Source organism: Qipengyuania marisflavi (genome assembly GCF_005884405.1).
GTDB lineage: Bacteria > Pseudomonadota > Alphaproteobacteria > Sphingomonadales > Sphingomonadaceae > Qipengyuania > Qipengyuania marisflavi.
On sequence record NZ_VCAO01000011.1, the window covers coordinates 15864 to 39280 of the forward strand.

A 23417-nucleotide genomic window follows, 5' to 3' on the forward strand; every position below is an offset into this window, starting at 1 on the left:
CAAATGCAAACTGCTAAACGCCTTTACTATTTGACTCACGGCTCATAGGGCGCGAGACGCGTTCACCTTTTACTGAGGCTGCCGAAAGAATCAGATGACCGATAACTCCAACCAACCGGAGCAGGAGGGCACAACCCCAACGAAACCGCAATCGCGGCGTGGCTTGCGCATCGTGCTAATCATCGTTGGTCTTGCCGTGCTGCTTGGCGGGATCTGGTGGTACTACCGGCACGTAACCTACGGACAGTACATGCAGTCGACCGATAACGCCTATGTCGCTGCCGACAGCGTCGTTATCTCTTCCAAGGTAGCGGGATACGTCGAAGAGGTCTTCGTGGGGGAGAACGAGCAAGTTGCTCGCGGCGGAGCCCTCGTACAACTGGATCTGCGGGATTATCAGGCGCAAGCGCAACAGGCGCGCGCACAGATCGCTGCGACCCTGGCCGGTGCCGACACAATCCGTTCTCAGGTAGCCGAACAGGATGCAGCCATTCGCCAGGCGCGGGGCCAACTCGCCGCCGCGCGCGCAGCACTCGACCTCGCGAACGACCAGGTGGCGCGATATCGGCCCCTTGTCGCGACAGGAGCCGAACCGCGGGAAAAGCTAGACCAGTATGAGGCGCAGGCGCGGCAGGCGCGGGCCGAACTCGCCGCTGCGCAGGCGGCGGTGGCTGCCGCGACCGCTCGCCGGGGGACCCTGTTCGAGCAGATCAGCCAGACCCAGGCGCAGGCGGACGCTGCTCGCGCTCAGCTGGAAACAGCCGACCTTACGGTTGAATCGACCTTGCTGCGCGCCAGCAAGGCCGGCCGCGTCGGCGATCTCTCGGTGAGGGTGGGCCAGTTCGTGCAACCGGGTCAACGTTTGATGACGGTTGTTCCGGTGAGCGCGATCTACGTGACCGCGAACTTCAAAGAAACTCAGGTCGGCCTCATCCGGGCCGGCCAGAGCGTCAGGCTCGAAGTTGACGCCCTGCCAGACCTTGAGATCGCGGGACGAGTGGACAGCATATCGCCAGGAACGGGCGCGGAATTTTCCATCCTCCCCCCCGAAAACGCCACCGGCAACTTTACCAAGATCGTTCAACGGATACCCGTCCGCATCGCTATCGATGCTCCCCCTGAAGTGCGTAGATTGCTCGTTCCCGGCATGTCGGTTGTGGCTGTTGTCGACACCCGGAATGCTGCCGGCGAATTGGAAGAGATCTCGAGTCGGACTCAATGACCGAGATACTGGCAGCGCAGGACACTTCGATCGGGCCGGCCGGGAGCCGAAAGAACGCAGACGCTACCGCCTGGGTCGCTGTGGCCGCGGGCGCGCTTGGCGCCATGCTCGCCACGCTGGACATCTCGATCGTCAATTCGGCTCTTCCGGTCATTCAGGGCGAGATCGGGGCCAGCGGGACAGAAGGAACCTGGATCGCAACTTCGTTTCTTGTCGCTGAAATCGTCGTCATTCCGCTGAGCGCCTGGCTGGAACGGCTGTTCGGTCTGCGAACCCTTCTCATTATAGCGGTCAGCGCGTTCACCGCTTTTTCGGTGCTATGCGGGGTTGCCACCGACCTTACTACCATGATCATCGGCCGCACGGGCCAGGGCTTCACGGGCGGTGTCCTCATTCCGACCGCAATGACTATTGTGGCTAAACGATTGCCGCCGCACCAACAGCCAATCGGAATGGCCCTGTTCGGCATGACTGTGGTTCTTGGCCCCGTGATGGGGCCATTGATCGGCGGCTGGCTGACCGAGAACCTGAGCTGGCACTATGCCTTTTTCGTCAATGTGCCAGTCTGCGCAACCCTGCTGCTCCTGCTGTTTATCGGGCTGCCTCACGAGAAGCCCAAGTGGGAATATCTCACGGACGCCGATTGGGCTGGCATTCTCGGGCTGATCCTCGGACTGGGCGGTCTGACTGTTGTACTCGAGGAAGGGCACCATGAGGAATGGTTCGAGTCCTCACTCATTCGCTGGCTAACGGTGGTGACCATTATCGGCTTTGCCTGTTTGATTTACGGACAAGTGAAAGCAAGCAAGCCGGTCTTGAAACTTCGGCTTCTGCTGAATCGACAGTTCGCCAGCGTCGCGATCATGGCGCTCGCCCTGGGCATGGTGATGTATGGTTCGACCTATGTCATTCCGCAGTTTCTGGCGATCATCTCTGACTTTAATGCTTTTCAGACGGGACTGGTCATCTTCTGGATGGGTGTCCCGGCCTTTCTCCTGATGCCGGTTCTGCCCCTGATGATCCGCAAGGTGGACATCCGCATTGCCGTCGGCACCGGAATGCTGCTGATGGCGATCAGCTGCTTTGTCAGCACGAGTCTGACTGCCGAATCCGGCGGCGCTGTCTTCACTGAAAGTCAGCTTATCCGCGGGGCCGGAATGATACTTGCGATGATGTTTCTGAATCAGGCAACGGTTGCGTCGGTGGCCAAGGAAGACGCGGGCGATGCCTCGGGCATTTTCAACGCGGCCCGCAATCTTGGCGGATCATTCGCCCTTTCGGCCCTCGCTTCGTTCCAGGACCAGCGAATTTGGCACCATACGAGGCGCATGGAAGAAACGCTGAATGCGAACAGCGTTTCGCTGCAGACCTATCTCGACGGACTGGCGCGAAGCCTGGGCGATATGGAACGAGCGATGGCGGCACTCGGCGGCACTCTCCAGCGCGAAGCGTTCATCATGACCTACAATGACGTCTTTCTGGTGATGGGACTTCTCACACTCGCGACGGTCCCGCTTGCCCTGTTCCTCAAGCCGCTCCCGAAAAATGTCTCCCTTTCGATGCACTGAGCCCGAGATTATGCGCCACTTGCTACCTCCGCTTGTCACTTTCGCCTTGCTAGCTGGATGCACGGCAGGGCCCGATTATGCAGGCCCCCCGGAAGTTGTGTCAGCAGACACGGGCGCTCGCTTTGTGCGCGCTGGCAGCGATGTGAGCGCATCTGATCCGGTTGTCGCTCAATGGTGGCTGCTGCTCGGCGATCCCGAGTTGACGCGGCTGGTGGAGGCTGCGCTGTCCGGCAACCCCTCGCTCGCCGCAGCGCAGGCGCGCATTGCTCAGGCACGGGCATCCATCAGGCAAGACCGTGCGGGTCGAATGCCAACGCTTGGGGCACAGGCCACTACCGTGCAGGGCCGGCTTCCTGGTCTCGACCTTCAAGGCGGGGCGCCCCCCCCGTCAGAGCAAACCAATCCTGACGCAGAAACCGATGACTCGCTCAGCTTTTACAATGTGGGCCTTAACGCGAACTGGGAGCTGGAGTTTGCCGGTGGCTCGCGCAGGCGTATTGAGGCCAGCAATGCCCAAGCTGCTGCAACGGTAGCCAATGCAGAGGACGCAAAGGTCCAGTTGACTGCCCAAGTGGCCAGCACCTACGTCAATTTGCGGGAGGCCCAATTCCGCGCAGAGCAATTTGAGGCGCAGATTTCGTTGCAGGAAGAGATCCTGGCGCTGACATACCAACGCTATCAGCGCGGTGCATTGCCGCTTTTCCCGGTAGGCACCGCGAATGCCGAACTGGAGGTGCTCAAGTCACAACTTGCCGAAGCTGAAGCGGATATCGCAGTCCTGTCTGATGCGCTCGCTATACTGACCGGACAGGTGCCGGGATCAGCTGATGCAGCGCTCACGACTGTGCGCTCCATTCCCATGCCGCCAGAGCAGGTCGCGATTGGCGATCCGGCAAGCCTGGTGGCGCGTCGGCCTGACATAAGGGCGGCCGAACGGTCTCTTGCCGCGTCGACGGCGCGGATCGGGGTGGCCGAGGCGGCGCGGTTCCCGAAATTGTCCTTCACAGGGATCCTGGGCCTCGGCGGATCCTCGTTGGACGACGTTGTCGATGTCGGCGAATTCTCCGCACTCGCGATCCCGCGCCTCCAGTGGAATTTTCTGGATTTCGGCAGGGTAGACGCTGCGATCGACCAAACCGGGGCGGCGCGCAACGAAGCAGTCGCCAATTACCAGCAGACGGTGCTTCTGGCACTGCAAGACGCCGAACGTGCCTTGGCTCGCTTCGGCCAGCAGCGTGTTGCGCTCGCTGCCAGTATGCAAATCAAGAAGCAGGCTGACGTCGCGGCGGACCTGAACCGCCAACGTTTTGCTGCAGGAGCGATCTCGAAGGCTGACCTCAACCGGGCCCTGCGAGAACAGCAGCAGGCCTCAGCAGACCTCGTCCGGGCAAAAGGCGCCCTTACGCTGGCGTGGATTGCGCTGCAGAAGTCGCTGGGCCTTGGGTGGCAAGAGCCTGTTCGAGATCAATAGTCCCGCCGCGCTGATCAATTGATCCGGTTGACGAGAAGTAGGCGCCCCTGCCGCTGGCGACCAACTTGCCGTCGGGCTCGAGAACCCGGGTTTCCGCCACCGAAATCTGTCGCCCGAGCTTCACGATCTGTCCGTGAGCAGTGAGAGGTCCTGAGGTTGCAGAACGGTGGTAATTGACATGCAGATCGGCCGTCGCTCTCGCCGCGACGCCCGCCGCAAGCAGAGTATAAAGCCCGGTGAGGTCGACCAGTGAAGCCAGGATCCCTCCATGCGCCGACCCAATCATAGGGTTCGACACGATCTCTTCGCGCCATGGCATGGTGATCGCGATTCCCTGGTCGGAGCATGTTGCAATCTCCAGCCCAAGCCATCGGTGAAACGGCGCTATATGCAGCATTTCCTGCAAGCGCTCTCGATCGATCATAGCTCCCTCGTCCCCTGTGGCTGAGCCGTATCGCGAGAGTGATGGCGCCCTAGGAAATCGACGATAGCGGCGGAAAAGGCATCGTTCGCATCGCCCACGACCATGTGCGTGGCATCGGCAATATCGGTGTATTCTGCATGGGGGACGAGTTGTCGCAGATGCAAAACGGCCTCTTCGGAAACAAGATCGCTAGAGCCGCCTCGGATGAGGTGAAGCGGAAGCGTGAGATTCGCCGCAGCTTGGCTCAGCATTGCCGATTGACGTTCTTGGCTGTCTGGGTCGCCTTGTCTGGCTGACATTATATTACGGATAAACACAGGGTCCCAGTGCCAATAGAAGCGCCCATCCGGCTTCTGCCTCAGATAGTTTTTCAGACCATCGCTCGCGCCCCGCCTGGGACGATGCGGCATGTAGCGAGCGATCACGTCGGCCGCCTCCTCTGGTGAGGCGAAGCCGCTATCGACATGCTCTTCCATGAAACCAACCACGCGCATCACACCGCTAGGCTCCATGCGCGGGGCAATGTCGACCAATGTGAGTGAAGCAAAGCTACCTGGAGCAAGCTCCCCTGCGGCAATCAGTCCGGCGAGCCCGCCCAGTGAAGCGCCGACCAGCGCTGGCTTCTGGTCCAGGCGCGACGCTGCAGCGACCAGATCCGCCGCGAAGTCGCGCATTTCATAAGCTCCGCATGGCGACCAATCACTGTCTCCGTGACCGCGCATGTCGAAGGCGATTGCGCGAAAGCCGGCTTGAGCCAGCTCGCTGACCACCCTTCTCCACGCGCGCCGTGTCTGCCCGCCGCCGTGCGCAAGAAGGACGGGTATGGCGTAGGCATCCCCCTCAGCCTCGGCTGTAAGAGAAATTGCGCCTGCGCCCTCAATCGTAAAGGTTTCTCTCGCCATCACTGGATGGTAGGAAAGGCGCGCTAAATAGTAAACCGATTTACTTTGTGGCTCTCGGCTCCGTATTGGCTGTCCTGCAAGTGCGTTTTAACGACGGCAAAAGTCTATTCCAAGAGGGGTTTCTCCAGACCATTCTCTAATGCACCGGCTTGCGATTCGGTCAGCAGTCGCTGTCCGCTTAATCCGCTCAAAGATATAAAAGCTGCCTTTCCGCTTCCGGCCCCAATTGTGGTCAGGGAGTAGTCTTCTTCCCAACGGCGAGCAGCCGCTCGGGTTTTGCGGGAATACTTTTCTTGATGCCTAATGCCTTCTGGCCGACGATAAAAGCGCGATGGAGGAACACCTCTAGCGATGAGAGCAGTTCGGAAACCTCCTGACTGTCGGGCTCCCAGCCGCGATGCGCAGCCGCATTACCCGCATCCGTAACAACGCCGAGGATGTCCCGCTCAGTTTGCCCGATCCACCCTCCGTTGCGCAGCTCGTTCAGTTTCTCATCAAATGTCTTGGCCGGGTCGATGCCGATGACTTCGGTTGCACGGTCCAGTGCCGTTCTGAGTCCTATCGCCGTGAGGATGTGTGCCTGGTTGTCGTGCGCTACGTACATCTGGCTCAGGATATTGCGCAGCTGGGGGTCAGCCTTTTGCATGGCGTCGAACCATACCGGCTTCGTCTTGGCCTCTGGCTTCGGATAAGTTTGTATCTCCCTCGGATGCTCATACTGCTCCTGCCCCGCCGCATCGTAGTAGTGATCGGTGTCTTCGCTGTTCCAGCTGGAAGTTTCGTAGAAGACCGTCTCGCACCCTTGACATTCGAGCAGAGAGTGGTCGACACCGCCGTTGACCGAATGGCCATATTGCTTGTCCTCCCAGTCCCAAGCCTTGTAGATCGAGCCGTGGATTTCGCAGGTGCGCTCGCCATCGCAGGTGGGACAGTGCCCCTTCTTCGTTGCGTTTGTTGCTGTTGGTGTCGTGGCCATAGAGCCCGATAGCGAGCACTGACGAACTTTTCCAACAGTGTGCGTGTAAGTCGGCGCATCCTAAGTCCGCTTTTTGGGTTTGGCCGCTCTAGAGCCGCCATTCTGCTTCCGGCCCACAGTCAGCCAATGGAGTTCGGTTGCGGAAAGGTCAGGAAGTGCGCCGGTTGCGGACTTTAGCAGTGACAGCAAAAACCTAGAGTAGTTCAGTCACCAGTGTCATCGCTTAGATCTAACCCGGGTGGAGGGGCCAGCGGCATGCGGGGCGGGGCCGTGCGCCACATGAGAGCAACTTCCTCGTCGGTCAGGCCATAGGCGCGCTCGACCATGGCAGCGAGGCTGCGCTCATGGGCCAGCAATTCGATCCGTGCCTGCCGGGCAGGCTCGGCGGTCTCGGCAAACGCTTCGCGCAGCCGACGGAGTTGGGTCGGGGTCAAGCCTTCACGTTTGGGCAGGGCGGCGCGGACCGCTGAGACAAAGCCGTCGCTGTCGAGCTTGCTGGCCTCGGAAAGGGCGGTGCTAGTAACTCTTGGGAACTCGAACCCAAGCCAGTCAGCAATGGCTCGATCCGCTTTTTCCACGATGGCGGTGTTCGTCTTAATGCACTCAACATTATCTTGGAACGCTTCCCGCTTTCCGTGTTCAAGCTGCGGAATTGGGAACTCACGGATATAAGGAATATCAAAAGCGAGCGCCTCATCCTTCTTGTGCGGGAACTTTTTGAATTGGAAATACCAGCCGATCGGTGAGTTGAGGCAGGCGACGATCCATTCATCAACGGTCGGCAGTATCAAAGCTGAGTCATTGACCATGTATTGGCCTTGGTCAGTGCAGACTTGGGCATAGAAAGCGATGCGCCGCAAAAGGACCTTCGGGCGGTCAAAATCCTCAAAGTAGTCGACAGCATCCTGAATCTCATACCAGCGATAACTTCCGGCCTTCCGACCTGGCCATTTCGCATCCTTCTTCGGAGGCTGCCAATTAGCTGGTTTGGGTTCTAGCTGTGTTCGGAAAGACTCGAGATGCCGAAGTACGCTCGGATATTCTTCAATGTCGATACCTCGCCGAGCGAAGATCATCCAGAGCCCGTTCCACTCCGGCAGCCAGCGGCCAATGTCCTGACCGCGCAGGTAGGGCTTGATGATGTCGGCTGCTTTCGGGTCATCGCCAACAAGCTGATCGCGTGTGGCGGTGTCGATCAGAAATGCCTCATTGAAGCCCGTCTTCACGCCGTAAAGCGGACTAGCCCCGGCATATTCCTCAAGCGATACGCCGCGCTCACGAATCTTCTTGAGCAGGGCGGCTACGTCTGGCGGCTCCAGCACCCATGCTTCTTCGGTCAGGTCGGAGCGTTCGGCACGATAGGTCGCGGCGTGGACTGCTGCCGACAGACCCTCACGCGGAACATCGTCACGCGGGATTACCGCAAGATCGTATTGCTCGGGCACAGCGTCTGCATCGGGCTTCTGCACTGCGATGACGCATGGAAAGACGTCGGCATCCGGGAACAAATGGCGCGCGTGGCCGAAATCGGCCAGAAATTCGACCCACACATCCTCGGCGAACATCCGCCGAAGCTTCTCTGCATAGCCAGCCTTCAACCACTTGTTGGTGACGACATAGCCCATTCGCCCGCCGGGCCTGAGCAGCTTGGTCCCCTGTTCGTAGAAATAGACGTAGAGATCGGCGGTGCCGGCATAGGTGTCGAAGGCTTTCGACAGGGCGGGCTTGATCGGGGAGATTTCTTCCTGCCGGACGTAAGGCGGGTTGCCAATGACCGCATCGAACCCGCCTGACCGACCCGAAGAGGACAAGTCGCGCCATACGCCGGGGAAGGCCACTTCCCAGTGGAAGAACCGCTGTTCAGCCGCGATTGCGCGCGCCTCGCGCACTAGGCTGTCTGCCAGCGCGCGGCGGCGATCATCGGGCCTATGGCTCGGCATCAGACTGCCTTGGACCGGCTCTGGTGCATCCAAGCTTAGCTCGGTTCGCGCGTCGGCTGCGAGCACTTCGATTTCACCGCTTGCGATCCGGCTGGGATCGCCGAAGGTTCCTTCGTGGACCAGCTTCATCGCTTCAGCCCGGTCGAACTTGCGTTCGGCTTCGCGCGCCTTGGCGACCGCGCGGTCAATCTTCGCAGATTCCTTTTCGAGCGCGACCCGCGCCTTTTCCGCCTTTGCTTCGTCGGTGCTGTCGGCCAGCGCCTTGCGCATGTCGGCGAGGCGTTTGTCACCATCCTTGCGAATGGCATCAGCCGGTTCGCGGGGTCGGCGGACATTCGTTTCCAGAACGCCCATCAGATCATCCGCCTTTGCCAGATCGAGGATCGCTTCGAGCGGAGCGCTGGCTTCGGAGACGGTGGTGAAGAGGCTTTTCGACTGGTCAACCTGAGCAATGTCGGTGTCGGTCAGCCCTTCGATCTTTTCCATCTCGCGCACGATGTTGGCGAGCGGGGCGAGGTGGCGGTTGGAAATAAGGGCACCGCGTTCTTGCATCCAGTCCATCGTCGGGCGCACCCACGCGCCAAGCACGCTGTTACCGCACCGCAAATGATGGTCGAGGAACGACAACGGCGCACCTACGGTGAAGCTGTGCAACCAGAGCGCGACCTTGGCGAGCTCCACGGCCATCGGGTTGAGATCGACCCCGTGGACGCAGCGCTTGAGTACCATGCGGCGCACGATATGGCGGTCATCCAGCTGGTCTTCGACGATCGGCCAGTAATGCTCCCGCGCGTTGGCGACGATCCCCTCTCGCAACTCGGCAATGAGCTTCACGAGAGGAGAAGTATAATCGCCCTCGGCCATGCTTTCGGCATCGCCGACTGCGGTCAAGACCTTGTCCGAAAGCCAATCGACCAAGCTGACGAGGAAATGCCCGCTTCCCATTGCGGGGTCGACGATGCGGAGCGAAAGCAGTGCCATGGCCGGATCGTGTGCGCGAAGGTCATCACCCTTTGCGCCGCTTGCTAGAGCGGCTTCGAATGCCTCGCGCTTCTCTTCGACGACCGGGCCGACCGTTTTTTCGATGATCAGCGATACGAGCGGTTCTGGTGTGTAATACGAACCCGAGCGGTGCCGTGCCTCGTTGTCCGAGCGCGGTCGGACGGTCCCGGTTTCCTCGATCTCGACACCGTATTCGAGGATCGATTCATAGATCGAGCCGAGCTGCTGAACCGAAAGGTCGCGGTAGTTGATGTAGCGAAGCCGCCCTTCTTCCTCGCGGTGTGAGAGCGGTAATATAGCCTTGGCTAGCGTCTCGTCCGACAGCTTGATGCGACTGAGTAGCGAATTGCCTTCCGCTGCGAACAGGCCGCCGTTGTAGGGCGGAATGCCAAGATCATCGTCGCCTTCGGAAATTGCGCCGAAAATTGTCTCGAGGCGCGACCAGTAGGCAGTGCTGCGGGCGAGCTGTGCTTGCCTTTGCACATGCCGTTCCTTGATCTCCTCTCGAAGACGGGTCAGGCAATAGTCCGCGTAGGGACCGCGCTCGTCGGGGAGCAGATTCCGATCTTCGGCATAAAGCACAAACAATAGACGATAGAGAAGGAACATGGCCGCTTGGCGAACCTGCTCGGCGTAGCCATCATCGAGCGTCTCGGGGCGATCCGGGTCTGCCAACGAGATGGCAGTAATCAGTTCGGGAAAGACGGTTTCGAACACCGTATCTGCCAGATCCTTGCGGACCCTTTCCTCCCACCGGCGCGCATCCTCGATCGCGATCAGGTGAAAGCTGCGGCCCTGCTCGCTCGGACGAAACGCTTCGCGACCAAAAATCAGCACGAACAATCGGAATGCGTAATCTGGATCGATCGGTTCGTCGAGTAGATCCGGTTCGCATCCGGGCAGACCAAAGACCTTGCCCAGGTCAATTTCGAAGAAGTCCTCAGCGACAGAAAGAGCGTTTTGGTAGTAGAGCCGCCAGTGCCGTCCGTTAGTCAGAATGCCCCACGGCATCTTTCCATCTGCCACGACGGCAGCGCGGCGCAGATAATGCATGATTTGGGTCGACGGAACACCCTGGTCGCCTTGCCCTTCGCGATCGAGCGGGCGGTTCCAGCGCTTCGCTTCGACAAGAGCAGCGCCATGACGGAAGCGTTGCCATGGCTCGAGTGTCTTCGCCTTTTCTGCGGCGTCGCCATCGGCGAAAAGCAAGGCATCGGGAACGTCCTTGCGTCCCTTTGTCGTCATGTTCTGTTGAACGGATTTGTGTTGCCAGCCCAGCAATTCGAGCAGCGGATAAATAAGTTGGTCTTCGGTTTCTGCTTCGGTTGGCTTCTTGTGGCCTGAATGTTCATGCAGCAAATGCTGGGCGCTTTCGTAGAGCTGCTCAACTTCACTAATTTCGAGATTCTGCCACTCAGGGGATTCGGTGACCCCTTGCTTCAGCCAATCACGAGTGAACAATGCGCCTTGGAACACTAAGACCCTCCATACCTTGAGTGGAGTAGCCGAACTTACATCGACTTACACCCAAACTGTGATTGTCATGCACAATGAACGACCGCGTCCCACGCCCAAGGTCTGCCTCGAAGCCCAGAGGAAAGGAGCCCGAGCGGGATATGCCACGCCTTGGACCGAAAGCGGACCGTAGCCAGGTGACCCGTTTAGCGATCAGTGCACCGCGCTCGCCGGCTGATCACGGAATTCATCAAGCCACCCGGGATCGAGTGACAGGCGATTCCGGTTCAATTCGATAGCAAACTACTTCCCCCTTGTGTCAGGATGGCCCTACAGTCACCTTCGAGATCTTCGAGCCATTTGAGATAATGACCGCATGCGCCTTGAGAACATTAAGATCCGAAACTTCAGGTTGCTGCGCCGACTCTCAATCGATCTCGCCCAGGACAAAACGACGACCATTTTGGTGGGGCCGAACAATAGCGGGAAAACCTCAGTAATGGAGGCTCTCCGGCTGTTTATCGGGCAAGGAGCCGAGGCTCCTAAAATCTCCTTCCACGACCTCTCTCAGCTTCGCCACCGGGACCTGAAGCGGATCGAGCGAAAGGTTGCGGCTGAAGCTGATCCAGAAAAGAAGATTGAGCTGCTTAGGCGGCTTACACCGCGTATGCGGCTCGATCTGACCTTTTCCTATGGCGAAGATCCCGCCGACCTCGTTGCAGCCACCAAGCTTTTGATGGACCTTACGCCTGGCACAAGCAGAGTGCGCATGCGGATCGACTATCGACTGGAGAACGCGAAAAAGCTTCTCGACGAGTTTGGGGCCAGGCCTCGCAAAGACGTCTCGCTGTGCGACTATCTGAAAGAGACGTTCAGAGATCATTTCAAACGCGTTTTCTTCAAAGTGTCCCCTGACGGCAAAGAAGTGGAACAACTCGAAGACGGCAATTTGCTGAAATCCCTACTGCGCATCGACATCGTGCCCGCTCAGCGGCACGTCGATGACGATGAGGGAAGCCGGTCCGCGAAGCTCTCAAAACTTCTCCACGATCATTACGAACGCTTCTATCGGGTCGATGACGCTGCCGGTTATCAAGCGATCGAAGATGCACTCACGGCGAGCGCAGGCGACCTTACGGGGATGTACGGCAAAGCCTTTGGCCGTTTGACGAAGCGCCTTCAGAGTTTTGGCTATCCGCCAGGCCAAAAAGCGCCGGACCTGAGGGTACGTGCTGAACTGAGCGCAGAAACAATTTACCGTGACAATGCGCGAATATATTATGCCAGCGAACACGCCGAAAAAGAAGGAGTAATGGAGGAGTTCGAGCTGCCCGAAAAATATAACGGGCTCGGCTACAAAAACCTGATTTACATTGTCCTGCAGCTGGAGTCCTTCCGCGCTGCGATCGACGCGACGATGGGCGACAAGCCGCGCGTTCATATAATCGCGATTGAAGAACCCGAGGCGCACCTGCACCCGCAGATGCAGACGGTTTTCATCAGCGAGATTTCGAAGGTTTTGGAAACGGACGGAGGGACGACAGCACAAGTTCTGCTCTCCACACACTCGTCCCACATGATCGCTCATTCTGAGTTCGAGCCCGTGCGCTATTTCCGCAGGGTTGGCCGTCAGGTCGTCATGCAGGACCTTTCGCAGCTACCGCTGCCACCACACAACCCCGACCTTCTCGACTTCCTGCGCCGCTATGTTCGACTGACTCATTGCGATCTGTTTTTCGCGGACAAGGCCATCTTCGTGGAAGGCCAGGTCGAGCGGCTGCTGCTCCCAATGATGATTGAGGAGCAAGCCAAGGTGGCTGGCTGCGAGACGCTCGGAAGTCAGTATGTCAGCATTTCTGAGGTGGGCGGGGGGCACGCCCATAAGTTTAAGCCGATCATCGACTTTCTTGGCATTCCGAGCCTGATCATTACCGACCTGGACTCGGTCGATGACGGAGGAAAAAAATGCCCGGTCGCGACGGGGAAAAGCACTAGCAACGCCTGTCTCCGCAAATGGATTCCCGAGAAGGAAACCGTCGAAGAATTGCAAGCCTGCGATAATGCGGCCAAGACGCAAGGCTGCATTCGGGTTGCCTATCAGGTCACCCAGGACGGGCATTGTGGTCGTTCATTCGAGGAAGCATTCATCTACGCCAACATCACTTGGCTGACTGACAATCATGCCAAGCTCAGCACGACTAAGGCTGCCGTCAAGAAAGCGATAGACGCAGGCCTGACAGCACAAGCGTGGGAGTTGAGCGGCAAGCTCGGGAAGGTCGATTTCGCCCTCGATCTGATGGGCGCACCAGGCTGGGAGATTCCCCTCTATATTCAACAAGGCCTCCAATGGCTGGCCGAGCATCCCGCAAAATGATGACGGAAGCGGACGAAAAAATCCTGGATTGTCTGCACACGCGACAGAGCTTCCTGATCGACGCCGGGGCGGGCTCGGGCAAAACATCGTCCCTCATTCGCGCTCTTGATTTCATTCGAGGACCGGACCGTTCGAGCGTTATCGGGGAAGGCCAGCGTGTGGCCTGCATTACTTTCACGAATGTAGCAAAGAATGAGATCATCGAGCGTACAGAGCACGACCCCTTGTTTGTGGTCTCAACGATCCACGACTTCTTATGGGCCTCGATCAAAAACTTTCAGAAAGAGCTGAGGCCCGCCCTTCTTGCGTTCAATGACCGGTTGCCTGCAAGCAGCCGCAGAAAGCAAGATCAGGAGGAATTGGCAGAAGCTTTAAAGACGGTACCGACGATCGCCTACTCCGATCGCGGCGCAAACTTCTTGGAAGGCCGAATTTTTCACGACGACCTTTTGGGCGTGGCTCACATTATGTTCCACGACCATCCGCTTTTATCGAAAGTGGTCGCCGCTCGATTCCCGTTCATATTTGTAGACGAATACCAGGACACTGATCCGCTGGTTGTCTCCGCCCTGTTGGATCATCTTCTTAAGACAGAGCATCCCCCGCTGATCGGTTTCTTTGGCGACAAGATGCAGAACATCTATTCGGGAGGGGTCGGCGAATTGTCGGCCGATCAGCAGGCACAGCTGGTTCAAATCAAGAAGGAGGAGAACTATCGGTGCTCCAAGGCGGTGATCGACGTTCTCAACAAGGTCCGAACTGACATTCAGCAGGAGCCAGCGGGTGCCAATTTACCGGGGGGCGCGGTGTATGTCAGTCTCACCGGCACGGCTCCGGACGCGGACATTGCCGAACTCGCCGTCCAGAAAGCGCAGGATGTCTTCGGCTGGAGTGTACAGGGCGAGTTGAAGGTTCTATTCCTCACTCACCGCCTTATCGCCCGCAAGGCCGGATATGCCGATCTATTGGCAGCCTTCGCCAGTCGGGGAAGCTTTACGCAAGATAAGTTTCAGAGCGGCGAAGACCCGATTGCAGCCTTCTTCCTTAAAAAAGTCGAGCCATTTATTACTGCTTGGCGTGAAGGGCGGGTGGGGCGCGCTATCAGTTCATTGAAGGAACGCCCGATCCCGATCGCGGGGGCAGCCGAGAAGGCGCGAGTGAAGGCGGCCCTAGATGACCTCATCAAACTAATTGATGCCGGAGGAACGATTGAAGCAATCTTAATGCATCTGCGGGCAGCGCAATTGGTCACACTCCTTGATGACTTGGAAGCGGCCGTGGCAGGCCCTGTGGTGGCTGCCGAGGCAGGATCGCCCGAGGCAGCGCATCAGGCCTTTCTGGATCTTCTTCTGGCGGTGCCCTATCTGGAAGTCAGTCGTTACCGCGCCGTGCTGGAAAACAGCATGCCGTTCTCAACCAAACACGGCGTGAAAGGCGATGAATTTCAGAACGTGATCGTGGTTTTGGATGACGCTGGCGCGAACTGGAACCAATACTCGTTTGGCAAGCTGCTGGCAGGAACCGACACCAGCGAAAGCCGGGAGCGGAGAACCCGCCACCTCTTCTATGTTTGTTGCTCGCGCGCCAAAGACAAGCTGATTGTGGCTGACCTCGGGGTTGGGGCCCAGGCCAAAATCGAGGCGCTTTTCGGGGCCAGCGCGGTAGCCATGTGATCAAGTGGCAGCGCATGTTGGACAGGCCGCTAGTACGAGCCCCAGGTCATCGTTGAACTATGCAGCGATGCGCGTGCCAACCGCGACTTCCGATTCACCAGCAGCGACGGCGTTTTGATCCTGCTCCTGCACTGCGGTCCATCGGCCCGACGGACGACCACTTTTAAGGACGATGCGAGCCATGTCGAAAGGCTACCTAGAGGGCGCAGTACGGACTTATCTGCCTCAAATTACGCTGCCGCTGAGCACTTTGCCCTGTGATCGTTCCTGCACATGTTCGGGTCAGCCCCCGATCTCGATGTGGCGTTCGAGAACGAGCAAGACCGAGAAGCAGCCTGCAACTTCATGGATCTCCTGGAGGCATCGGAGGGCGATGGCGTTAGCTGATTGCAGGAAAGGTCAAGTGAGCCTGCAGACCCACACCCGATACCCATCCGGCTTTAGTCGCGAACAGTCCTGAACCAGGTCAGCTGAGGACGGCAACCCGTTCCTTTCCGGCCGTGTTGGCAGCTGCGCTGCCTGCCCGCACCACCCGTCATGAACAGGTTTCCCTTGGAGCTTTGCCCCTGCGGTGCAGTCCTCCCATGCCCTGCTTCTTCTGGATGTTCGCAAGCCGGAGATGGTCTCCGGTTTAAGGAACTGAAGGACTACCATCATGACCAATATCGCCATCATTACCGGCCGCATCGCCCGCGATCCCGACACCCGCGAGACCAAGGGCGGCACCAATGTCACCGGGATCACTGTCGTCACCGATCGCCCTGCGCGCGACAAGGACGGCAAGACCTACAAGGACGAGAACGGCTACACCGCCAAGGAAAGCGAGTTCCACCGGGTTACCTGCTTCAACGGCCTCGCCAAGACCGTCGGCCAGTACTGTTCCAAGGGTCAGCTGGTCAGTGTTCAGGGCCGCATCCACTACACCCAGTGGGAGGACAAGGACGGGGGCACGCGCTACGGCACCGAGATCCTCGCCGACAAGGTCGACTTCCTCTCGCGCGGCAACGGCAGCGGTGACGATCACGACAACCAGGACGCTCCCGAGATCGACTGAACTCTCACCTCGATCTCGCCTCCCGAAGGGGTCCTGTCCCAGCCGGACAGGGCCCCTTCCTCGCGTATGGAACGCCGAAGAACTTTCAGTAATCGTTTGCAAAAGCGGTGCTACGAAGAGCGCCATGACTGACCAGGCGATCGTTTGCTATCCGGGTGAGGCCGCGACTGCAGCCGAGGTTGTGGCACTTGCAAATGAGTATCGGATCGCGGCCCAGCTTCTCGTGCAGAATGGACGGCCCGGAGAACCCAGGTCGCGGGCGCCGTTTCGCATGGTCGCGATTCATGCGGTCGAGCTTTACCTCAACGCATTCCTTCTCCGATCGGGTCACAGCGCGGGCGAGGTCCGGGGTCTCCAGCACAACCTCGCGGCAAGGGCGGACCTCGCAGTCGAGCTTGGGCTGGTGCTGCGGAAGCGGACGCGGGAACACCTGCATGCCATGTCGCAGTCGCGCGAATTTCTTGTGACGCGATACGTGCCCAGCGGGACCAGCCTATCGGAGATCAACCGCCTGCAGGCGACGCTGACAGAGGTCGCGCAGAAGGTCTCGGGAGCTATCTAGCTTGGGACCGGAGGGGAGGGGCCTGGCTCACGTTCTCCCATTCTGATGGCCGTGCAACAGGCGCGTCAAGGACGGCAGGGTCCCACCATTTTGACTCCCCTTCGCTACGCTACGGTCCGACAAAATCGTTACCCCTACCGCCGCTTCGCGGTCGCCCAAGTGGGCGATCCCTGACCCGCCGGCCGCACGCCCATCCGTCCTGCTCCTGCCGTCAACGGCAGACATCAGGAGGATACAATGGCTTCAATTGCTCGGATCAATTCGAACTCGGAACGCTACTTTGCCGCGCTGGCTGTGGCAGAGCGTCGGGCGTTGCACAGCTTCTTCGATCAGCATATCGTTGAGGACCGAGAACTCGGATACTTTGCTTTGGATGAGGGTGACTACAACGCGCTTCCTGCGCATCTTGCAGCGCGCGTGGTGCATACGGTTCATGGGGCAATGCTCGATGAGTTCTGACCGTAGGATCAGGGCGGGGACCGGGAACGGTTCCTGCCTTTTTTCTTGTTCGCAGGGTTAGGAGAGATGGGTATTCCCGATCGTTCTGCACCTCATCTCCATTCGATCTTGGGACAGTCCGGTGATGGCTATCTGGTCCCTATGATCCTCTCAAACGACCGGGCAATTGGCCCGCCTGGGGAATGACCCGCCGAGGGGGATTCTCACATAACTAAGGCCAGTTGGTAGCCCACCGGCATTTTCGCCCTGAATCTCGCTTTTCCCTACGAGGACACAATTGCTCGCGCTCCAAGAATAAGGATTAGAATTCAACCCATTGAACGGAACTCAGGGCCTCCTGAAAAGCCCCGCACACATTGGAACTTGACAGGCACACCGTACGCAGCGGGTGCTGCAATGGAAGGCGCGGAATTGCTTCACGAATTCACGAAAATGCGCTGATACCATCTTCTGTGCCGGATGCGGTCCACTTGCTTTCTCGTCCGTGCCGAGTCGGCACAGATCCGTTTAATCTGCTGAAAAGCGATGTGAATTTTCCGTTTTCCTACACCCCATGCTGCGGCCTAGAGTGGCACTTGCCTTTCGAAGGGTGAGCCAGGTTCTTTGAACACAAGGAACTTGGAAAAATGCAAAGACACCACCGGTTCGTGACCTATGTCACGCCCCTGATCGCCGAATGGATCAGGAAACAAGCAGAAGAGCGCAGGGTCAGCGCGAGTATCGTTGTTTGCGATTGCATCTTCGATGCCTGGCAGCGCGCAACCGAAGCTGATCTGAGGACCCCGGCGACCGATCCAGTGCGCCAGAACATCTTCATCACGGTCGCATTGGATGCGCTGCTTACGCATCATCCCGACAGCACACTGCGCGACAGAACGGTCGCAGCCTACCAGCGCCGGCTGGAGCGCCTCGGTATCGTTGCACCCCGACCCATGGGAGGCGATGATGAAGCATAATCTCGTCAACTTCACCCGTGGCAGCCAGCTCCTCGGGCATTTCGGCTTCATGTTTGCCGCAGGCCTCAAGGGGCCCCTGATCGTGACCCTCCTGGTCGTTCTCGGCCTCGTCTATTGGGACGTAAGCGGGGCGCTAGACGAGTACCATGTCTACCTCCTGTGGATGCATGCCTATGCCTCTGGCTATGCCTTCATGGAGTTCGATCCAGACAAGCTTGTGAACCTCAAGCTGGCCGATGGGAGCCTCGTCGCATTTCCCATTTCCGTGGTGACCGATTACCCGCCGATGCGCGAAGCGGTCGCGCTTTTCCAGAGCGCGGTCATCAGCGCCTTGTGGCTTGCAGGGTTCATTCTTGCGCCGCTCTTCGCGCTCTTCTGGTGGGTTGCCGAACGCTTCGGCGAGAAGTCCAAACAAAAGAAGCATGTACGCGGGGCGGAGCTTGCTACCTTGCGCGACCTTAGCCGCGAGATCGCTGCACACAACCGCGATGCCCGTGCCCGCGAGTATGGCGATGCGTTGGGCTGGCGCTGGCGTCTGGCCGGGTCGGCTTCGCTGCGGGATGCGGGCTTCTATTCTCCCGCGCATCTGGCCGGGGTCAGCTGGCCCTGGCGGCTTGAGCAGAGTCACGCGATGCTTGTTGGCACAACCGGGACAGGCAAGACCGTCGTCCTAACCGAGCTTACCAGGGAGATCCGTGAACGGGGCGAACGTGCGGTCATTTTCGATCTTACTGGGGCCTTTGTCGAAACCTTCTACGATCCCAAACGCGACATCATTCTCAACCCGCTCGACGCGCGTTGCCCCGCCTGGAGCGTGTTCAACGATTGCTCCACGCGTGCCGAATTCCATGCCGCAGCGGAGTCCCTCGTCCCGCACGATGGGGGCGGCGCCGAACAGTTCTGGGTGCTCGCCGCGCGCACGCTGTTCGTCGAGACCTGTCTCAAGCTCGCCGAAGCAGGGCGGGGCACCAACGCCGCGCTCGCCCACGAACTCATGAACGCCGATCTCTCCGATCTGCACCGTCTCGTCGAAGATACCATGGCCGGTCCCATCAGCACGCCGAGCGCGGCGCGCATGGCGGAATCGGTGCGTGCAGTGTTCAATGTCAACGCCAAGGCGCTCCAGATGCTGCCCGAAGACGGGACGCCCTTTTCGGTCCGCGAGTGGGTCAACGGGGCAGGTGAACCGCGCTCTATCCTGTTTCTGTCCGCGCGCTACATCGACATGAGCGTGCTCTCGCAGCTGCTCACCCTGTGGCTCGACACCGCGATCATTACGCTGATGGCGGGCCAGCGCTCGCGGGACATCAGGCTCTGGTTCCTGATCGACGAACTTGGCGCGCTGCATCGCCTGCCTTCGCTCGAGAAGGGCCTCCAGACCGCGCGCAATTTCGGGGGCGCGATCGTCACCGGGATCCATGCCTTTGCCAAGCTCAAGGATGTCTACGGCGAGAACATGGCCATGACCCTGTCCTCGCTTGCCCGAACCAAGCTGATCCTCGGCACAGCAGACCGCGAGACCGCCACCTGGTGTTCCGATATTATCGGCCACCGCGAGGTTCGCGAGATGGAGGAAGGATACAGCTACGGCTACAACAATGCGCGCGATGCGGTCAGCCTGACGCCCCGGCGCCAGGTCGTCCCACTGCTGCTTCCCGACGAGCTGATGAAGCTCAAGAACCTACATGGTTTCATCAAGTTTCCCGAAGGATTTCCGGCGGCACCCGTGGTCCTCGAACCGCGCAACTGGCCTCGGGTGGCCGAAGGCTTCATTCCCCGGGATATGCCTAAGCTACCACCACAGGCCCGCCACGGTGATGACAAAGAAGGAGCAGGTGGCGGTGCCGGAGCAGCCTCTGAAACAGGCGACAATGATGGTGATCCTCGACGGTTGAGGGTCGCGCACGATCGCTCCGACAGCGCTGAAAAGAAAGCCGACCAGGAAGACAAAAAGGAACTGCGCCGGACCCGTCGCAGCAACAAGGGCGATCAGGCTCGACCGGACCAGACAAGGAAGCGTCGCGATCCGAATGCGCAAGAGGAAAGGGGGACATCAGACCCTCAGTGGCCGGCTCAATCCGACCTTCCTCTGTCTTCGAAAGCCGAGGAGCAACGCGGCAAGGAGCAACGGGATGCACCTTCAGCGAGGTCTGACATTCCCGATCCCGCATCGCATCAGCGGGCGCAGGATGCGCGCGGCAAGGCTGACCAGAGGCTCCAGGAAGAGCAGCAGAAGTCGCTGCTTGGCGGTGCAGCGAAGCAGAGTCGCGATGCCGATCAGGGGCAGGACCATGGTCACGATTACGGGGACTTTGATCCGGACATGTGACGCCCAACAGGGGAGGGGACGAGGGCCAAGAGAAAGTGATCCCAGCACATGCTTTCCGTCGCCAATGTCCGCTCGCCTTCGGCCGCGGCGAGCTACTTCGCCTCGGACAATTACTACGCGAGCGCCGATGCCGACCGTTCGGGGCAGTGGGTGGGCGAGGGTGCAAAGCGCCTTGGTCTCAATGGCAAGGTCGAGGCCCAAACGTTCGACGCGTTGCTGAGAGGCGAGCTGCCCGACGGCAGCAGCGTCGGCAATCCCGGGCAGGCACACCGCCCGGGTACAGACCTCACTTTCTCCGTTCCCAAGAGCTGGTCGCTGCTGGCGCTCGTCGGGAAGGATGAGCGGATCATTGCCGCCTACCGCGAAGCCGTCCTCGAAGCGCTGCACTGGGCTGAGAAGAATGCGGCCGAGACCCGGATGGTCGAGAAAGGCAAAACCGTCACACAGGCCACCGGGAACCTCGCGATCGGCCTGTTCCAGCACGACACCAACCGTAACCAGGAGCCGAACCTCCATTTCCATGCGGTCATCGCCAATGTCACGCAAGGCAAGGACGGCAAGTGGCGAACGCTCAAGAATGATCGGCTCTGGCAGCTCAACACCACGCTCAATTCTATCGCAATGGCGCGCTTTCGCGTCGCGGTCGAGAAGCTTGGCTATGAGCCGGGACCGACCCTCAAGCACGGCAATTTCGAAGCGCGCGGTATCACCCGCGAACAGGTCATGGCGTTCTCGAGCCGCCGCCAGGAAGTGCTCGATGCACGGCGCGGTTCTGGTCTTGAAGCGGGCCGCATCGCCGCGCTCGATACGCGCGCGAGCAAGGACGGGATCGAGGACCGCGAGGCCCTCGGCATGCAATGGAGCGACACCGCGAAATCGATCGGGCTGGACCTCGCGCCCTTGGTCGAGCGGGCGCAGACCCGCTCACTGAAACAGTCGATCGAAACTGGCAGGTTCGGCTCGCTTGTCGAGCGCGGGCGCGCATGGCTGGGACGCTTCGTCGCGCATGTCAGGGGCGATCCGGCTGATCCGCTTGTGCCCAAGTCGGTCCTCAGACAGGACCGTGAAACGATCGCAGCGGCACAGGCCGTCGCTTCGGCGGTGCGTCATCTTTCGCAGCGCGAGGCTGCCTTCGAGCGCACCGCGCTCTACAAGGCTGCGCTCGATTTCGGGTTGCCAGCGACGATTGCTGATATCGAGAAACGGACCCGCGCCTTGGTGCGCTCTGGCGATCTCATAGCAGGGATGGGAGAGCACAAGGACTGGCTCGCCTCGCGTGACGAGGTGCTGACCGAGCAGCGGATCGTGTCCGAGGTTGCCGCCGGCAAGGGTGCGAGCTCATCTGCAGTTGAGCCGGAAAGCGCGACTGATCGTGTCCAGGCCGCTGCAATGACAGGGCAGGGGTTCCGTCTCAACGAGGGTCAGCTCGGGGCGGCGAAGCTGATCCTGACGTCCGAGGATCGAACGATCGCGGTCCAGGGAATTGCCGGTGCCGGCAAGAGCAGTGTTCTGAAGCCAGTCGCTGAGGTGCTGCGCGACGAGGGCCACTCGGTCATTGGCCTCGCAATCCAAAACACTCTCGTCCAGATGCTCGAACGCGACACCGGTATCGGCTCGCAGACGCTGGCCCGCTTTCTTGGTGGCTGGAAAAAGCTGCTCGACGATCCCGGCAACGCGGCGCTTCGCGCGGAGGCAAAGGCGGCACTGAAAGACCATGTGCTGGTGCTCGACGAAGCATCGATGGTCTCAAACGAGGACAAGGAAAAGCTCGTCCGTCTCGCCAATCTGGCTGACGTTCACCGCCTGGTCCTGATGGGGGACCGCAAGCAGCTCGGCGCAGTCGATGCGGGCAAACCCTTCGCGCTCCTGCAGCGGACAGGCATGGCGCGCGCTGAAATGGCGACCAACCTGCGCGCGCGCGACCCTGTCGTTCGCGAGGCGCAGGCGGCAGCGCAGGCGGGCGATGTGCGCACGGCGCTGCGTCACCTGCAGCCGCACACACTCGAGGCCAGGGGCGATGGCGCGCTGGTCGCGGCTAACACCTGGTTGGCGCTCGACAAGGACACCCGCTCGCGCACCTCGATCTACGCTTCGGGCCGCGCCATCCGCTCTGCGGTCAATGCTGCCGTCCAGCAGGGACTTCTCGCCAATGGCGAGATCGGACCGGGCAAGGCCGAGCTTGGAGTGCTGGATCGCGTCAACACGACCCGCGAAGAACTGCGACATCTGTCAGCCTACCAGCCTGGCCGGGTGCTCGAGGTCTCGAGAAAGCAACAGGCCCTGGGACTGTCAGCGGGCGAGTATCGTGTCCTGGGACAGGACCGGAAGGGCAGGCAGGTCGAAGTTGCGGACAAGCGCGGCAAGCGGTTCCGGTTCGACCCGGCACGGATCAGGGCAGGGAAGGGCGACCAGAATCTGACTTTGCATGAGCCGAGGAAGCTCGAGATCCATGAAGGCGACCGGATCCGATGGACCCGCAACGATCATCGCCGCGGCCTGTTCAATGCCGACCAGGCCAGGGTGGTTGCCGTTGTCGGCGGGAAGGTCACTTTCGAAACTTCCAAGGGAGACCAGGTCGAGCTCAAAAAGGACGATCCGATGCTGAAGCGGATCGATCTTGCCTATGCGCTCAACGCCCACATGGCGCAGGGTCTGACATCCGATCGCGGCATAGCCGTCATGGACAGCCGCGAGCGCAACCTGTCGAACCAGAAGACGTTCCTGGTGACGATCACGAGGCTGCGCGATCACCTGACACTGGTCGTCGATAGTTCGGACAGGCTCGGAGCAGCCGTGGCACGCAACAAAGGAGAGAAGGCCTCGGCCCTCGAGGTCACCGCACAGGTGGCCCCGACAGAAAAGAAAAACGGCGAACTTGATCAGCTGAAACCGGAAGAGGCCAACAAGGCCGAAAAGGAAATCGCCCGAAGCAAGAGCAAGACACTGGATTTCGGGATTTGAAAGGCCGCCTTGCGCAGCAAATTTCAGACGCGTTGGGTCCGGCAGTACTTTAGGGTCGTGCCCGCGCGCGAACGGCCGGATTTCGGAAC

General features: G+C 59.8%; 15 protein-coding genes. 11 read left to right on the forward strand and 4 right to left on the reverse strand.

The window, feature by feature from the left end:
• Positions 1–94: 94 nt before the first annotated feature.
• From FEV51_RS12515 to FEV51_RS12525, 3 genes are read left to right on the forward strand one after another with little or no spacing between them, the layout of a single operon-like run.
• A complete protein-coding gene (locus FEV51_RS12515) occupies positions 95–1222 on the forward strand; it encodes an HlyD family secretion protein (RefSeq protein ID WP_054527104.1) in 1128 nt (375 codons plus the stop codon).
• Positions 1219–2790: an MDR family MFS transporter gene (locus FEV51_RS12520; RefSeq protein ID WP_054527103.1), complete on the forward strand. Its 1572-nt coding sequence runs from the start codon at positions 1219–1221 to the stop codon at positions 2788–2790. The genes FEV51_RS12515 and FEV51_RS12520 overlap by 4 nt, the downstream gene beginning before the upstream one ends.
• A 10-nt stretch (positions 2791–2800) precedes the next feature.
• On the forward strand, positions 2801–4261 hold the full coding sequence (locus tag FEV51_RS12525; protein WP_082400327.1) for an efflux transporter outer membrane subunit: 1461 nt from the start codon (positions 2801–2803) through the stop codon (positions 4259–4261).
• Here FEV51_RS12525 and FEV51_RS12530 read toward each other — a convergent pair.
• From FEV51_RS12530 to FEV51_RS12545, 4 genes are all read right to left on the reverse strand, one after another.
• Positions 4191–4685 carry a hotdog fold thioesterase gene (locus FEV51_RS12530; RefSeq protein ID WP_082379178.1) on the reverse strand — a complete coding sequence of 165 codons (495 nt, stop codon included), beginning with the start codon at positions 4683–4685 and terminating at the stop codon, positions 4191–4193. The two genes, FEV51_RS12525 and FEV51_RS12530, sit on opposite strands and share 71 nt — an antisense overlap.
• Positions 4682–5587 carry an alpha/beta fold hydrolase gene (locus FEV51_RS12535; RefSeq protein WP_054525565.1) on the reverse strand — a complete coding sequence of 302 codons (906 nt, stop codon included), beginning with the start codon at positions 5585–5587 and terminating at the stop codon, positions 4682–4684. Before FEV51_RS12535 ends, FEV51_RS12530 begins: the two co-directional genes overlap by 4 nt.
• Positions 5588–5819: 232 nt before the next feature.
• Positions 5820–6563 (reverse strand): DUF4145 domain-containing protein, encoded by a 744-nt coding sequence (locus FEV51_RS12540; protein ID WP_054522875.1) that lies wholly within the window; start codon positions 6561–6563, stop codon positions 5820–5822.
• 203 nt (positions 6564–6766) lie between these two features.
• The gene (locus FEV51_RS12545) at positions 6767–10981 is read right to left on the reverse strand and encodes an Eco57I restriction-modification methylase domain-containing protein (RefSeq protein WP_138619423.1); all 4215 of its coding nucleotides are present in this window, start codon (positions 10979–10981) and stop codon (positions 6767–6769) included.
• Positions 10982–11336: 355 nt separating this feature from the next.
• Here FEV51_RS12545 and FEV51_RS12550 point away from each other — a divergent pair, with 355 nt between their 5' ends.
• From FEV51_RS12550 to mobF, 8 genes are all read left to right on the forward strand, one after another.
• Positions 11337–13334, forward strand: coding sequence for an ATP-dependent nuclease (locus FEV51_RS12550; protein WP_054525567.1), 1998 nt, complete (start codon positions 11337–11339; stop codon positions 13332–13334).
• Positions 13331–15007 carry a UvrD-helicase domain-containing protein gene (locus tag FEV51_RS12555; RefSeq protein ID WP_054525568.1) on the forward strand — a complete coding sequence of 559 codons (1677 nt, stop codon included), beginning with the start codon at positions 13331–13333 and terminating at the stop codon, positions 15005–15007. The genes FEV51_RS12550 and FEV51_RS12555 overlap by 4 nt, the downstream gene beginning before the upstream one ends.
• A 655-nt stretch (positions 15008–15662) precedes the next feature.
• Positions 15663–16061 carry a single-stranded DNA-binding protein gene (locus FEV51_RS12560; protein WP_054527752.1) on the forward strand — a complete coding sequence of 133 codons (399 nt, stop codon included), beginning with the start codon at positions 15663–15665 and terminating at the stop codon, positions 16059–16061.
• 124 nt (positions 16062–16185) lie between these two features.
• Positions 16186–16623 (forward strand): hypothetical protein, encoded by a 438-nt coding sequence (locus FEV51_RS12565; RefSeq protein WP_054527753.1) that lies wholly within the window; start codon positions 16186–16188, stop codon positions 16621–16623.
• Positions 16624–16860: 237 nt separating this feature from the next.
• Positions 16861–17082: a hypothetical protein gene (locus FEV51_RS12570; RefSeq protein ID WP_054525571.1), complete on the forward strand. Its 222-nt coding sequence runs from the start codon at positions 16861–16863 to the stop codon at positions 17080–17082.
• Positions 17083–17729: 647 nt separating this feature from the next.
• Positions 17730–18038 (forward strand): hypothetical protein, encoded by a 309-nt coding sequence (locus FEV51_RS12575; RefSeq protein ID WP_010412507.1) that lies wholly within the window; start codon positions 17730–17732, stop codon positions 18036–18038.
• Entirely contained in the window at positions 18028–20367 is a 2340-nt protein-coding gene (locus tag FEV51_RS12580; RefSeq protein WP_138619431.1) for a type IV secretion system DNA-binding domain-containing protein, read from the forward strand. The genes FEV51_RS12575 and FEV51_RS12580 overlap by 11 nt, the downstream gene beginning before the upstream one ends.
• 48 nt (positions 20368–20415) lie before the next feature.
• Complete coding sequence (gene mobF, locus FEV51_RS12585) at positions 20416–23328, forward strand: MobF family relaxase (RefSeq protein WP_010412510.1); 2913 nt, start codon at positions 20416–20418, stop codon at positions 23326–23328.
• Positions 23329–23417: the final 89 nt, after the last annotated feature.